Raw genomic sequence first — 13911 nt, forward strand, 5'->3', positions numbered from 1 at the left:
GGAGAGTTTAAGCCATGCAGCTGCACAGGTCGTGCCCCTGTAGGAGCGCCTCATAGGCGCGACCGTGCAATCCATTCACTGCGTCGCCTGCCTGAAAAGCATCGCGCCCATGGGGCGCTCCTACAGAGGTCAGAGCGATTCGTTCTTGCAGGAGCGGCTTCAGCCGCGAGCTCTTGGAGCCGTTCGCGCGGAATGCAGGCGCCGTGGCGGGGTTCGTGGCGGTCGGGACTTGGCATCAACGGACGATTGCGGTTCGCGGCTGAAGCCGCTCCTACAGGGGCTGCGTCCAGAGCAGGCGCGCGTCGTGTGCCCGTAGCCAGTCGTCGAAGGCCCCCGAGCAGACCACGTCCCCGGCCGCCAGCAGCTCGCCATCGGCCGAGGACAGCAGCGGCAGCCGCTCGCGCTGCCAAGGCGGCACCTCACGCTCCTGCAGCAGCTTCTTTAGCGCGTGCGAATGGGTGCGGCCAGCCAGCTGGATGCGCTCGCCACCTCGCCGCTCATGCACGCGCAGCGGCGGGTCGAAAGCAAGGCTGCGGTTGTTCGTAGGAGCGGCTTCAGCCGCGAAAGCCAGATGCGACGCAGCCGCCGGTTTATTCGCGGCTGAAGCCGCCCCTACAGTGTTTTTCTCCAGCCAGAGGACATCCCCGGTCGGCAAGCGCAGCGGCTCCCGCCCATCCCACGCCACCTCGAACTCCGCCGGCAGCGGTCCTCGCACCAGGTCCGCATGCAGCAGCCCGCGCCAGCGCCGGATCACCGCGCCGCTCCAGGCGAATGCGGCGTCGGCATCGGCTCGGGCAACGAGCAGGTCGGACTCGATGCGGGCGCTGCCTGCCGCGGGCAAGGGCGGTAGCCCGAGCTCCTCGATCCAGCGACGCAGCACCCTTGCGCGTCGTGCCGCCGGCAGGCCGGACAGCACGTCGACACCGAGCACCCGCGGATCGTCCCCGCGCGCGCTGGCCAGCGCCGCCGCATCCTCGGCCGCGAGCAGGTCGGCACCCTCGCCGCACAGGGCCGCACTGCGAGCCCATGCGGCACCGGCCTGTGGCCAGCGCTCGCGCAGCAACGGCATCACGCGGTGGCGCAGGAAGTTGCGGTCGAAACCGGTATCGGCATTGCCGGGGTCGTCGATCCAGTGCAGGCCGTGCCGCTGCGCATAGGCGAGCAGCGCATCGCGCGGGATCCCCAGCAGCGGCCGCCACAGCCACCCGCGGGCAAAGCGTCGCCACGGCTGCATGGCCGCCAGCCCGTCCGGCCCGGACGCGCGCAACGCACGTAGCAGGAAGGTCTCGGCCTGGTCATCGAGATGGTGGGCGAGGGTGAGCACTTCGTCCCCGCCCAGATCGCGTGCAAATGCATCGCGCCGGGCCTTGCGCGCCGCGGCCTCTAGGCCTTCTCCAGCGCGGCTCACCGAAACGTGCGAGATCCGCAGCGGCACTTCGAGGCCTTCGCAGATCGCGCGGCAATGCTCGGCCCAGTCGTCGGCATGCGCATGCAGGCCGTGATGCACATGCCAGGCGCGCAAGCCCTGCGCGCGCGCCGCAGGCATGGTCGCCAAGGCATGCAGCAATACGCTCGAATCGATGCCGCCGCTGAACCCCACGCAAAGCGCTTGCTGCGGCAGGGCGCTCAGTGCGGCTGCGATGGCGTCGATGGGGTCTGGCGGCATTCGGTGATGGTGCCACGCCGACGCGCTGGGCTCGCGTCGTCCGATTGGGCGCCGCAGCGCCGCTACGGGCGCCAGTTGCGCCGATGGCGCGGCAGGCGCTCGCGCTCGGCCGCTTCGGTCTGGTCGGGTGCGGCCTTGGGCCTGAGCAGGCAGGCGCCGGCCAGCGCGAAGCACGCGGCGCTCAGGCTCAGCGACATCAGCGCGAAGATCAGGTTGACCTCGTTGAGCGCGACCGCGCCGATCACGAACGCGGCGCCGACCACGGCCCAGCCGATCGCATACATCCTGCTGCCCATGCTCAGAGCGCCTCGTACGCGCCGTAGCCGCGCAGGCGCTGGTAGCGACGCTCCAGCAGTTCCGGCAGCGGCAACGCCTGCAGCGCGTCGAGCTCGTTGAGGAGTACGGCCTTCAACCGCGTGGCGGTCTGCTTGGGATTGCGGTGCGCGCCGCCGATCGGCTCGCGCACGACCTTGTCGATCAGGCCCAGCCCGTGCAGGCGCTTGGCGGTCAGGCCCAGTTGCTCGGCCGCGTCCTTGGCCTTGTCCGCGGATTTCCACAGGATCGAGGCGCAGCCCTCCGGCGAGATCACCGAATAGGTGCTGTATTCCAGCATCAGCGTGCGGTCGCCGACGCCGATCGCCAGCGCGCCTCCGGAGCCGCCTTCGCCGATCACGGTGCAGATCACCGGAATCTTCAGTTCGGCCATTTCCAGCAGGTTGCGCGCGATCGCTTCCGATTGCCCGCGCTCCTCGGCGCCGATGCCCGGATAGGCGCCGGGGGTATCGATGAAGGTCAGCAGCGGCAGGCCGAAACGCTCGGCCAGCTTCATCAGCCGCAGCGCCTTGCGGTAGCCCTCCGGCCGCGGCATGCCGAAGTTGCGCTTGATCTTGCTCTTGGTGTCGCGGCCCTTCTGGTGGCCGATGATCACCACGCTGCGCCCGTCGATGCGGCCCAGACCGCCAATGATCGCGGCGTCGTCACCATAGGCGCGGTCGCCAGCGAGCTCCTGGAACTCGTCGCAGATCGTGCGGATGTAGTCGTTGGTGTACGGCCGCGCCGGATGCCGGGCGAGCTGCGAGACCTGCCACGGGCTGAGGTCGCGAAAAATCTGGGCGGTGCGCTGGCGCAGCTTGTTCTGCAGCGCGTGGACCTCGGCATCGGCATCGACCGCCGAGCCGTGGCTGGCGTGGCGGAGTTCCTGGATCTTGGCTTCCAGGTCGGCGATGGGCTGTTCGAAGTCGAGGTAATTCGGGTTCATGCGTGGGCAGGCTCTTGAGCAGCAGTGCTTCCGGTGACGGCGCACAGTCTAGCCGACCGGCCCATGCCGTACCGGGGCGGGTGGGCCTGTGGTGCCAGACTGGGACCCGGCCGAATAAGACCCCCTTCGCATGTTCGCAGAACAATGCGTGGATGCCGAGGCTTGAGTGGACCACCACACCAAACCCCGCTCATCCCCACAGCCGACCCAGGCCGCCGAGCGACTGATAGCCCAGAAACAGGGTCAGCAGCCAGGCCAGGACACCCAGCACGAGCAGCCACGTCGGGTACACGTAGCCGCCGAGCAGGTCGCGGCGGCGCCATGCCACCCACAGGATGATCGCGAAACCGATCGGCAGGATCAGCCCGTTGATGCCGCCGGCCATGATCAGCAGCGTGGTCGGCGCCTGGCCGAGCAGCAGGAACACGCACGCGGAGACCGCGATGAACCCGCAGGTGTAGAGGTTTCGCCGGCGCTCGGAGGTCGCGCTGCTGGTCACGAACGAGATCGAGGTGTAGGCCGCGCCGATCACCGAGGTGATCGAGGCGGCCCACAGGATGATGCCGAACACGCGCAGGCCCAGTTCACCGGCGGCGATCCGGAAAGCGTCCGCGGCCTGGTTCTCCTCGGCCAGCACCGCACCGCCGGCGACCACGCCGAAGATCGCCAGGAACAGCAGCACCCGGATCACGCCGGTGACCAGGATGCCCAGCACGGAGCTCCTGGAAATCTCCCCGACGCGCTTCGGTCCGGTAACGCCGGAGTCCAGCATGCGGTGCGCGCCGGCATAGGTGATGTAACCACCGATGGTGCCGCCGATCAGCGTGGTGATGATCAGGAAATCGACCTGCTCGGGGATGACCGCGTTGCGGATGGCCAGCCCGACTGGCGGTTGCGAAACGATGGCCACGTAGCCGGTCAGCACGATCATGACCGCGCCCAGCACCACCACGATCCGGTCCAGCGCGGCGCCTGCCCGCCTGATCAGGAAGACCGCGATGGCGACGAGCGCCGAGACGATGCCGCCGAGCTTCGGATCGGCGCCGAACATCGCGTTGGCACCGAGCCCGCTGCCGGCCACATTGCCGATGTTGAACACCATGCCGCCGAAGAAGATCAGCACCGCAAGCAACCATCCGATGCCCGGGAACACCGCGTTGCCGAGCTCCTGCGCGCGCCGCCCGCTGACCCCGATCACCCGCCACACGTTCAGCTGGATCGCGATGTCCACCAGGATGGAGACCAGGATCGCGAACGCTAAGGCCGCGCCCAGCTGCACGGTGAAGCTGGTGGTCTGGACGATGAAGCCCGGTCCGACGGCGCTCGTCGCCATCAGGAACATGGCCCCGAGCAGCGCGCCGCGGCGCTTGTCGCCAAGCGGTTCTAACGTGCCTGCCATGCTGGTATCGCAACCTCCCCATTGAACGCATGCGATCGACGCACCCGCCACCCGATTGTAGGGGAACCTTGAACAACCCCGCTTTTGCTCGTCATTCCGCGAAGGCGGGAACCCAGCGACTTTTCTTTCAATCACTTACAACGCACTGGACCCCTCGCCTACGTGAGCGGCGAGACTGGTAGAGGTTCCCTGTAGTAGGGCGGGTTTCAACCCGCCTCCCAGCATCGGTGTCAGCTGTTAAGCCCCTCCCACTGTCGAACCAGCACGCAGTTGTTGCGCCTACCGGCAGCTTTTTCAGGGTCCCGCGTCCCCCGTAGCCACCACGCGTGCGCTGCCTGCCTTCCGCGGCCGGTCCGTGGCACGGCCTTTGCGACCTTTCCCTCGCGGCACTCATCGAACGTGCCCGCAACCCACCCGTTGCAGCAAAGGAGACACAGCCATGACCCGAGGCGTAGGCGGCGAATCACCGGCCAACATCCAGACGTATCTCAAGGGCGTCGACTATCCGAGCGACAAACAGGCCCTGCTCAAGCAGGCGCAACAGAACGGCGCGCCCGACGAGGTGATAAGAACGATCGACAGCTTCGAAGATCAGGAATACGGCGGACCGCAGGATGTGATGAAGGCGTACGGCCAGACGCACTGACCAGACGGCCGATGCGGGCGAATTCCGCTTGCCGACAACTCAAGGTAATTCAGAAAGCTGCCGGAGGTCCTTGAGACCCCCGGCCGCCTGTTAGGCAGATTTTGACCTTTTCCGCGCGTTGGTGGCGTAAGTGTCTCTGAAACATATCTTTCGACAGATCGCCCAAGCTGCGCTGTGTTCCCCTTGCTACGGATTTACCGATCGGCAACTAATTGAACCTGACCCCGTTTTCACCCCGTTTTCTGACCCCGTTTTCGGTTCCTCCACGCGTGGGCAGGTCAGTTGCCGTTCCGGCAAAACCCACCCCAGCAACGTCAGGGTGCGTCCACCCACGGGCACCGCCGCCCGCAGCAGATGCCATCGGCCATCCGTCTTCAGCCGGCACCAATCCACCACGATTACCGGCTCGGCGCTGCGCACCAGCCAGCGCACCATGCCGCCATAAATACGCTCACGTTCGGCATGCAGGTGGGGGTTTCCCAGCAGGCGATCCAAGCGCTTCAACGGTGCCCGGATGCGCTCGGCGCCCAGCCAACTGCGTGCCAAGTCGCGATCAGCACCAGCCGGCGTCCGGCCAACAACGATTCCACTGCCAACAGCAGCGTCGCGCTACGCAGCGCGTGCATCGGCGTCAGTGCCGGAACCAGGCATCTTTGCAATACTGTCGTTGCGCGCATGGCTTGCGGTCCTCATCGGTTTAGTCACCTCGAAGACTGCGCCATGCGCGCACTTTTGCAACCTTCGATCAGCGCAAGTTGCTGATCGTGCTATGCAAAAGGTGGGGAAACCTCAGACTCTGACCCCTGTTTCGGACTCCTGATTCCGTGACCCCTGTTTCCGCCTGTTTCGGCTTTCTATGGCGCTTACGAGCGGCCTTTCTGTACTCGTGGCTTGCCTTGCCTGGCCTTGCCGTGCCTTGCTTTGCGTGTTTCTTGTGTAGGCTTGTTACGCATAGATATGGATCCCGTACCTGCACCTGCGATGGAGTAGTGATGATTGAGTTTAGTAAGACTATAAAGCGCCTCGCAACCCGTGCGGTCCCACGAGGGCGCTCTGGCGATCGCGTTCTGGCGCTGTTGAAATTCGTCGCGACGCACCGCAGGTTGCCATCGAAGAAGCTGTCTTTTTCTGATGAGCTCTATCGAATAAAGGTCGAGAAGTTATCAGATCCGCTTCGGACATTTGTGTCTGACAAGGAGTATCTAAAGATCTACGTAACGGCAGAAGTAGGTGCAAATTATGCGGTTCCTACGGTTGCTGTTCTTAGATCCCCGCGCGAGGTTTATGAGTACAGTTTTCCGGAGTTCTGCTGCATAAAGCCAACGCACGCTAGCGGAAAGGTGCTCTTTCGTCAGCACGGCGAGAGCTTAGACCTGGACGAAATCGCTTCTTGGTTCGACTACGACTATTACAGAGTGTCGAGAGAGGCGAATTACGAGAAGCTACAGCGAAAAGTCATCGTTGAACCCCTGATATTCAATGGCGTAGATATAACGGACTATCGGTTCTTCTGCTACGGTGGAGAGCCTAGGCTGATAACATTGGATATTGGTAAGTACAGTGGTTATATGCGTGCTTTCTTTGACGCGGAGTGGAATGAGCAAAATTTCTCTTTGCACTATCCGCAAGCGCCGCGAGGAACGCCTAGGCCTGCTAACCTGGAAGAGATGCTCGTAGTAGCTAGGAAGCTCAGTTCGGGATTTGATTTTGTTCGAGTCGACATATATTCAAACGGTGTCAGTTGCTTGGTGGGCGAGATCACTAATTGCCACGCTTCAGTGCGACAAAGATTCAGCTCGCCCGATGCAGAGGAGCTGGCATCGCGAATTATCTTTGGCTCCCCAAGCGGTGAGTGCGAGCAGGCCTCATGACCACATCCTTTCTAATCGAAAAGCCGCGGGCCCTGGTTAGCGGCGGGAGTGGTTTTATCGGGAGCAACGCTTGTGCAGCGCCTGGCTGAGCTCGGCTGTGAAACGGATTAAGTTGACAGATGCTTGCCACGAAACAGCGCTCTGGTATCGCACCATGTGTCGCTGGATCTATTGAATAGGTCGGCGACTGTTGATCTGGTCAGAGACTTCGAACCGCAGTACGTCTTTCATCTCGCGGCTCACAGATATGGACGGCAACTGGAGTAGTGACTATTTGGATAACACCGTTGGGACCGTCTAGTCTTATTGGGGCACTCGCGGGAGGAACGTACGTTCAATACGCTGCAGGGCACCTCGACCTTGAAACCGCCATCCAAAAAAGTGGGCTATGAAGCATTTATCACCGCTCTTGCGCCGCATATCAACCCCAAGGCCGCCCCAGCGCCAGTTTCACTGCCTTCACCCCCGGAACCGCGCGCAGCTTTCCCGCCAACTCCGCATCGACACGTACCCCTTGGCTGCCGTTGAGGTCAAGCATGCCCGCCGCGCCGGACCGCAGCAAATCCAGTCGCAGCGGGGTCGCGCCGGGGCGGTGCCTGGCTAGCAGTTCGTCGACGCGACCCCAGGTGCCGGGCACCCGAAGGTCCAGCCGCAGCGACAGGCGCCGGGCGTGCTCCGCGCAGATCTGGTCGTAGCCCCAGCAGCGCTGGGCTTTCAGCGCAAAGCCCCCGCTGAAGGCGTCTTCGCGCAGGCCGCCCTGGATCACCAGCAGGCGGTCGCGGGTGAGGAGTTGGGAGAACTCGCTGTAGGTCTCTGAGAAGAAGGCGCATTCGAGGCGGCCGCGGCCGTCTTCGATCTGCACGAACATCTGGGCGTCGCCTTTCTTGCGGATCGCGACGACTTGGCCGGCGACGACCGTGTCGAGTTCGGGGCGCCAGCCGCTGCGGGCGGACTCGGGGCGCGATTCCCAGATTTTCTCGAGGTCGCCGAGGTTGTGGCCGGTCAGGGTGTGCAGTTCTTCGCGGTAGGGGTCGAACGGGTGGCCGCTGAGGTAGTGGCCGAGGGTGTCGCGCTCGCCGTTGAGCAGTTGGGTCAGCGGGTATTCGTCGGTTTCGGGCAGGTCGAGTTGCAGTTCCGGCGTGGCGGCCGCGCCGCCGCCGAACAGTGACACTTGGCCGGCCTCACGTTCTCGGGCGAGTTGCTCGGTGGCCTTGACCACTTCGGGCAGCTGCAGCATCAGGCTGGCGCGGTTTTTCCCGAGCTTGTCGAGCGCGCCGGCCTGGGTCAGGGCTTCCAGTGCGCGGCGGTTGAGCTTGCCGCTGTCGACGCGCTTGCAGAAGTCGAGCAGATCGGCGAACGGGCCCGCGCGCCGCGCCGCGACAATCGCTTCGCAGGCGCCGTGGCCGACGCCCTTCACTGCGCCCAGACCATAGCGGATGGTGTGGGCGGCGGCGGGGCCGTCGGCCTGCACGGCGGAGTCGGTCTTCAGGGCATCCGGCGCCGCTGCCGGCGCATCGATCGCCTCGAACATGTAGCCCGACGCATCGACGTCCGGCGGCAGCACCGTGAGTCCCATAACCCGGCACTCGTCGAGGAAGCTGGTGACCTTGTCGGTGTTGTCCATGTCGCTCGACAGCACCGCGGCCATGAACTCGGCCGGGTAGTGCACCTTGAGCCAGGCGGTCTGGTAGGCGACCAGCGCGTAGGCGGCCGAGTGCGACTTGTTGAAGCCGTACTCGGCGAACTTCTCCATCAGGTCGAAGATCTGCGAGGCGACGCGCGGGTTGACGTCGCGGGCGGCGGCGCCGGCTTCGAACTTGACGCGCTCCTTGGCCATCTCCTCGGCTTTCTTCTTGCCCATCGCGCGGCGCAGCAGGTCGGCGCCGCCGAGCGAGTAGCCCGCCAGCTCCTGGGCGATCTGCATCACCTGTTCCTGGTACACGATCACGCCGTAGGTCGGCTTAAGCACCGTCTCCAGCGCCGGATGCGGGTAGCTGACCTCGGCGCGGCCGTGCTTGCGGTCGACCCAGTCCTTGTCCATGCCCGAGTTCAGCGGGCCGGGGCGGAACAGGGCGGCCAGCGCGATGATGTCCTCGAAGGTGTCGGGCTTGGCGCGCTTGAGCAACTCGCGCATGCCGCGTGATTCGAACTGGAACACGGCGACGCCTTCGCCGCGGGCGAAGAGGTCGTAGGTGGCTTTGTCGTCCAGGGGGAGGGTGGTTATGTCGAGTGGTGGAGCCGGGACCGGGGACCCGGGACCGGGGACCCGGGAAGTCAAAGGCGGCGACGTTTCTGCTGTTCCGGGTCCCTGGTCCCGGGTCCCCGGTCCCCGCTTGTTGATCGCCTTCACCGCCCAATCGATGATCGTCAGGGTGCGCAGGCCGAGGAAGTCGAACTTGACCAGGCCGACCGCTTCGACGTCGTCCTTGTCGAACTGGGTCACCGGACTCTTGCCGCGGCCTTCGCCGTCGTGCTCGGCGAACAGCGGGCAGAAGTCGCTCAGGGGGCTTGGCGCGATGACGACGCCGCCGGCGTGCTTGCCGGCGTTGCGGGTCAAGTCCTCCAGGCTGCGCGCCAGGTCGAGCAGGTCGCGCACGTCGTCTTCGCTGCGGTAGCGCTCGATCAGCTCGCTGGATGCGAGCGTGGAGTTCTTGCGTGCGGCCTCGGATTCGCCTAACGCGTCGTCGAGGGTCACGCCCAGGGTCAGCGGGATCAGCTTGGCGAGGCCGTCGACGAAGCCGTACGGGTGGCCGAGCACGCGGCCGCAGTCGCGCACCACCGCTTTTGCCGCCATCGTCCCGTAGGTGATGATCTGGCTGACCCGGTCGCGGCCGTACTTGCGCGCGACGTAGTCGATCACCTCGTCGCGGCGGTCCATGCAGAAGTCGATGTCGAAGTCGGGCATCGACACGCGTTCGGGGTTGAGGAAGCGCTCGAACAGCAGATCGTAGGGCAGCGGGTCCAGGTCGGTGATGCCCAGCGCCCAGGCGACCAGCGAACCCGCGCCGGAACCGCGCCCGGGGCCGACCGGGATGCCCTGCGCCTTGCCCCAGTTGATGAAGTCCGCAACGATCAGGAAGTAGCCGGGGAACCCCATCTGGATGATGACGTCGAGCTCGGTGTCCAGGCGCGCGTCGTAGTCGGCGCGGGTCTTGCCCGGCGCCAGCGGCGCCTTCTCCAGGCGCACGTCCAGGCCACGGCGCGACTCGCTGCGCAGCCAGCTTTCGATGGTGTGGTCGCTGGGCACCGGGAAGGCCGGCAGCGCGTACTCGCCGAGCTTCATCTCGACGTTGCAGCGCGTCGCCAGCGCCAGCGCGTTGTCGATCGCGTCGGGCGCGTCGGTGAACAGCTCGGCCATCTGCTGCGATGACTTCAGGTACTGCTCGGCGGTGTAGGGCTTGGGCCGCTTGGGATCGTCGAGCACCCGGCCCGAGGCGATGCATACGCGCGCCTCGTGCGCCTCGAAACCGTCGGCGTCGAGGAAGCGTGCGTCATTGCTGGCGATCACCGGCAGCCCGCGCTTGGCCGAGGCGTGCAGCGCGAACGCGTTGAACGCCTGCTCGCCGTCGCGGCCGCTGCGGGTCAGCTCCAGGTGCAGGCGATCGCCGAAGGTGCCCTGCCAGTCGGCCAGCCAGGCTTCGGCGAGTTCGTGGCGCTGCCCGCCCGCGAGTTGCCCGGCGAGGCTGTGCACCCCGGCCAGCGCGAACAGCCCGGCGTTGTCCTCGCGCAGCCACTCGGGACGCAGCGCCACGCTGTCGGTGCGGTGGCCTTCCATCCACATGCGGCTGAGCAGCCGCGACAGGGTCAGGTAGCCCTCGCGGTCGCGGCACAGCAGGGTCAGCTTCGATGCGGCCTCGTTGCCGTCCGCGATGCCGATGTCGGCCCCGAGGATCGGCTTGATGCCGGCGCCCTCGGCGGCCTTGTAGAACTTGACCGCGGCGAAGAGGTTGTTGGTGTCGGTCAGCGCGACCGCCGGCTGGTCGAGCGCCACGCAGCGCTTGACCAGCTCGTCGATGCGGATCGTCGAGTCGGCGAGCGAATATTCGCTGTGCAGGTGAAGGTGTGCGAAACGTGCGGCCATGCCTGCCTTGCGCGGAGGTCCCCAGCCGGGTGCCGGGCCTTTCCGGGCGGCGTGCGGCGTGCGGCGTGCCTGTCTACTTCGAGTTGTCTACCGCGGGCAGGTTAGCAGGCCCGCCGGGCGGCACAAGGCTTGACGTGCGGGTTTCGCTGCGACCTTGCAGCGGAGCAGGCTCCGCTCTACGGCTGCTTGCGGCGGCGGGTGTGGGGCGGGGCATGCCCGCGATCGGAGCCGGGGTTGCGTCGCGTCGGGCTTCGCGCCCATGGGGCGCTCCTACAGAAACACGATGCGCTCTTGTCGGAGCGGGCCATGCCCGCGATCGGAACCGGAATTGCGTCGCGGCGGGCATCGCGCCCATGGGGCGCTCCTACGGAAACGTGCGGCCTGTAGAGCCGAGCTTGCTCGGCTGCTGTTGTCGCCGCGACCATGCAGCGGAGCAAGCTCCGCTCTACGGCCGCTTGCGGCGATTCTCAGCCGCTGATGCGGAACACCGTGTCGGGGATGCGTCCGTTGGCGTAGTGGGTGTCGTTGACGCGCGCGTTGTGCTGCAGCAGCGCGAGCTCGGCGAGCCGGTCGCGCAGCCAGGCCGCGCGCTGGCGGGCGCCATCCCCGTCGGGATGCTCGTCGAGCCGGTAGTGGCAGAAGTCGCGATACTCCTCGGCTTCGGCCTCGAACGCCGGCCAGGCGAGCTCGAACAGCAGCACGTCATCGAGCAGCCCGAGCAACGGCGTGCTGTCGGGGATGACGTCGTCGTCGAGATCGATGTAGCCGAGCAGCTTGGCCAGGCGCGCGCGCATGGCGTCGTCGGGATCCCACTGGGGGTCATCCAGCATTGCCCGCAGTTGCTCGATTCGCCTGAGGCGCAGGTCGAGCACGGCGCGGGCATCCTCCAGCGACATCGATGCCAGCCAACCCGCCAGCGCCTGCAGGCGGGGCGCGTCGACGCGCAGGGCGTCGGGGTGAATCTCGTGCAGCAGCGCGTCGAAGTGGGCGACTGCTTCAGGGCTCATGGTGAGGGAGGTACCGCTAACGGATCCGGCAGCGGGGTGGGTGCCGAACGGCAGCGGCGCGTAGGTCGGGGTCAGGGCGGAAGCGCGCATGACAGTCCTCGCGGTGCCGGCCGTGCGGGGGATCGGGGCGAGGCGGGCCGGCGTGGCGCGGCGCCCCAGCGGTGGTTCGGGCTCGGCATCGTGGCGGGCGCTTCAAACGGCTGCGACACGGTGCTGCCTGCTTGCAAGTGTACGCCTGGAGTGGGGAAAGAGCGGTGTCGGGCGGCGTTGAAAATGCTGAACGGCGGGGCTGACTGAGCACGCTCCCGCCGCTGGTCATGGCTGTTTGCAGGGGAGCCTCAGCTGCGTCCTTTGCCGGCATTCCCCGAAGGCCAAAAACGCAGGCTCGGTAGGCTGGGCTGCGAGCCCAGCGCTCCGAGGTCCGGGCCATTCCGGTGGCGCAAAACGCTGGGCTTGTCAGCCCAGCCTACGATCCGCCGGATGTTGCTGTGCATCATCCCCGCCTCCCGCGGGGATAACGGGCTGATGGTTGCTGATGCTCCTCAAGGCACACGATCAATGCACCCGGAACAATGCCGCTGCTGCCGGCAGGTAGGAGTGTTCCCGCACCTGGCGCTGGTGGGCGGACAAGGCGGCCTCGGCCAGGCGGGCCTCCTGCCAGTCGGCGCGGGTGAAGCCGAATGTCGCCAGCGCGCTGCAGTTGCGCAGGGCGGCCTCGATCCGGCGCAGGCGGCGGAAGTCCATGTAGCTTTGGACCTCGGTCGACAGGCGCGGCCAGGCCAGGTCGACCACGATGGCATCGTCGAGCCGGCCGATGCCGGGCAGGCGGTCCGGAATCAGATCGTCCGGGCGCCGGACGTAGTCGAGCATCAGGCGGGCGGCATCGGCCGCGTCGTTGGCCGCGGCCCAGCCGGCGTCGCGGACCATGCGAGCGGTCGCGGCGGCGCGCCGCATCCGCTGGTGGATGCTGGCTGCCACTTCAAGGGTGGTGCGGCCACGCAGTTTGCGGCCGGCGGTGGCCAGCTGGTCGCAATCGACCGCCTGCGCCCCGCCCAGCTGCGAGAGCAGACCGTTGAACAGCACGATGCCGCTCTCGCCGGGGCAGAAGGTGTCGATACGGCGGCGGCGGTGCGGGCCCGGCATCGAGGATTCGAGGATCGACGGCAGCGGGTAGTCATTGGCTAGCAGGGCGTTCATGGCAACTCTCCGGGATAGTGGGGGACCGCGCTTTTCGGTCGCGCCCAGAGTCCCGCCTTCACCCGGCATGAGTCATGATGTCGCCACGAGCGTTCCGTCTCCCTTGACACAGGTTGATGGGGCCGCCATGAGGTTTTTCTGATGGAACCGCGAGGGGCCACCGGGGAAGGGGCTCATCCCGCCGAGCGTTACCGCTTCGGCGGCGTCCTCGTGGACGCCACCGCGCACACGATCACCCGCGGCGGCCAGCCGCACCCGGTCGAGCCCAAGGCGTTCGCGGTACTGCTGGTGCTGCTGCACCACCCCGGCGAGCTGGTCCTTCGCGACGATCTGCTCGATGCGGTGTGGGGGCACCGGCATGTCACCCCGGGAGTGCTGACCCGCGCAATCGCGCAGTTGCGCGGGGCGCTGGACGACCACGCCCACGAGCCGCGCTACATCCAGACCCAGCATGCGCTCGGCTACCGGTTCATCGGTGAACTAGCGCCTGCACCCGCACCCGTAATCGATCCTGTGCCCGCGCCTGCGCAAGCCAGCTTGCCTGCGCCGATCCCGACGTTGGAATCCTCGCCAGCGGCTCCGGTGGCGCGTTCGACCGATGCGGGCGCAAGACCCATCGCGGCAGCGGTGCCGCCGGCGGACGCCCGACGCGCCTCGCCGGCGGGGGCGCGGGTCGGGCAACCGGTCCTGCCGGTCGTGCCGGCGGCGCCGGCGCGGACCCCGGCGGGGGGGGGGGCGGGGGCCCCCCGCCGGCGGGGGGGGGTGGCCGGGGGGGGGGGGGCCGCG

Annotated in this window: 10 protein-coding genes and 1 pseudogene; 3 read left to right on the forward strand and 8 right to left on the reverse strand. The window is 66.7% G+C overall.

All coding sequences use genetic code 11. From position 1 onward, the window contains the following. Window positions 1-271: 271 nt before the first annotated feature. From tilS to ACJQWM_RS12645, 4 genes are all read right to left on the reverse strand, one after another. Window positions 272-1666, reverse strand: coding sequence for a tRNA lysidine(34) synthetase TilS (gene tilS, locus ACJQWM_RS12630; protein ID WP_332706361.1), 1395 nt, complete (start codon window positions 1664-1666; stop codon window positions 272-274). A 62-nt stretch (window positions 1667-1728) separates the two neighbouring features. Next, a complete protein-coding gene (locus ACJQWM_RS12635) occupies window positions 1729-1962 on the reverse strand; it encodes a hypothetical protein (RefSeq protein ID WP_330970754.1) in 234 nt (77 codons plus the stop codon). 2 nt (window positions 1963-1964) lie between these two features. Continuing rightward, window positions 1965-2924 (reverse strand): acetyl-CoA carboxylase carboxyltransferase subunit alpha, encoded by a 960-nt coding sequence (locus ACJQWM_RS12640; protein WP_332706366.1) that lies wholly within the window; start codon window positions 2922-2924, stop codon window positions 1965-1967. Between the two features lie 190 nt (window positions 2925-3114). Then, window positions 3115-4323: an NRAMP family divalent metal transporter gene (locus tag ACJQWM_RS12645; protein WP_332706369.1), complete on the reverse strand. Its 1209-nt coding sequence runs from the start codon at window positions 4321-4323 to the stop codon at window positions 3115-3117. A 439-nt stretch (window positions 4324-4762) separates the two neighbouring features. Between ACJQWM_RS12645 and ACJQWM_RS12650 the strand changes: the two genes are divergently transcribed. Further along, window positions 4763-4969, forward strand: coding sequence for a DUF2795 domain-containing protein (locus tag ACJQWM_RS12650; protein WP_332706372.1), 207 nt, complete (start codon window positions 4763-4765; stop codon window positions 4967-4969). 261 nt (window positions 4970-5230) lie between these two features. On the opposite strand, the pseudogene ACJQWM_RS12655 reads toward ACJQWM_RS12650, so the two are convergent. After that, window positions 5231-5646, reverse strand: a pseudogene (locus ACJQWM_RS12655) (IS4 family transposase); the annotation flags it as partial. A 315-nt stretch (window positions 5647-5961) separates the two neighbouring features. Here ACJQWM_RS12655 and ACJQWM_RS12660 point away from each other — a divergent pair. Next, on the forward strand, window positions 5962-6840 hold the full coding sequence (locus tag ACJQWM_RS12660; RefSeq protein WP_332706375.1) for an ATP-grasp fold amidoligase family protein: 879 nt from the start codon (window positions 5962-5964) through the stop codon (window positions 6838-6840). Window positions 6841-7261: 421 nt separating this feature from the next. Here the strand turns inward: ACJQWM_RS12660 and dnaE are convergent, their stop codons facing one another. The 3 genes from dnaE to ACJQWM_RS12675 all read right to left on the reverse strand — a co-directional run bounded on the left by dnaE (window position 7262) and on the right by ACJQWM_RS12675 (window position 13125). Beyond that, the gene (gene dnaE, locus ACJQWM_RS12665) at window positions 7262-10921 is read right to left on the reverse strand and encodes a DNA polymerase III subunit alpha (RefSeq protein WP_411306870.1); all 3660 of its coding nucleotides are present in this window, start codon (window positions 10919-10921) and stop codon (window positions 7262-7264) included. Window positions 10922-11388: 467 nt separating this feature from the next. Beyond that, entirely contained in the window at window positions 11389-12018 is a 630-nt protein-coding gene (locus ACJQWM_RS12670; protein ID WP_332706377.1) for a hypothetical protein, read from the reverse strand. A gap of 465 nt (window positions 12019-12483) precedes the next feature. After that, window positions 12484-13125 carry a YkvA family protein gene (locus ACJQWM_RS12675; protein ID WP_332706380.1) on the reverse strand — a complete coding sequence of 214 codons (642 nt, stop codon included), beginning with the start codon at window positions 13123-13125 and terminating at the stop codon, window positions 12484-12486. A 141-nt stretch (window positions 13126-13266) separates the two neighbouring features. Here ACJQWM_RS12675 and ACJQWM_RS12680 point away from each other — a divergent pair. Next, window positions 13267-13911 (forward strand): winged helix-turn-helix domain-containing protein (locus ACJQWM_RS12680; protein WP_411306871.1); only part of this gene is annotated, 645 nt, incomplete at its 3' end.

Source organism: Novilysobacter longmucuonensis (assembly GCF_046600735.1).
GTDB lineage: Bacteria > Pseudomonadota > Gammaproteobacteria > Xanthomonadales > Xanthomonadaceae > Novilysobacter_A > Novilysobacter_A longmucuonensis.

Excerpts from the sequence above, each read along its gene's own strand:
- tilS (WP_332706361.1), bottom strand. The coding sequence starts at position 1,666 with ATGCCGCCAGACCCCATCGACGCCATCGCAGCCGCACTGAGCGCCCTG.
- ACJQWM_RS12635 (WP_330970754.1), bottom strand. The coding sequence starts at position 1,962 with ATGGGCAGCAGGATGTATGCGATCGGCTGGGCCGTGGTCGGCGCCGCG.
- ACJQWM_RS12640 (WP_332706366.1), bottom strand. The coding sequence starts at position 2,924 with ATGAACCCGAATTACCTCGACTTCGAACAGCCCATCGCCGACCTGGAA.
- ACJQWM_RS12645 (WP_332706369.1), bottom strand. The coding sequence starts at position 4,323 with ATGGCAGGCACGTTAGAACCGCTTGGCGACAAGCGCCGCGGCGCGCTG.
- ACJQWM_RS12650 (WP_332706372.1), top strand. The coding sequence starts at position 4,763 with ATGACCCGAGGCGTAGGCGGCGAATCACCGGCCAACATCCAGACGTAT.
- ACJQWM_RS12660 (WP_332706375.1), top strand. The coding sequence starts at position 5,962 with ATGATTGAGTTTAGTAAGACTATAAAGCGCCTCGCAACCCGTGCGGTC.
- dnaE (WP_411306870.1), bottom strand. The coding sequence starts at position 10,921 with ATGGCCGCACGTTTCGCACACCTTCACCTGCACAGCGAATATTCGCTC.
- ACJQWM_RS12670 (WP_332706377.1), bottom strand. The coding sequence starts at position 12,018 with ATGCGCGCTTCCGCCCTGACCCCGACCTACGCGCCGCTGCCGTTCGGC.
- ACJQWM_RS12675 (WP_332706380.1), bottom strand. The coding sequence starts at position 13,125 with ATGAACGCCCTGCTAGCCAATGACTACCCGCTGCCGTCGATCCTCGAA.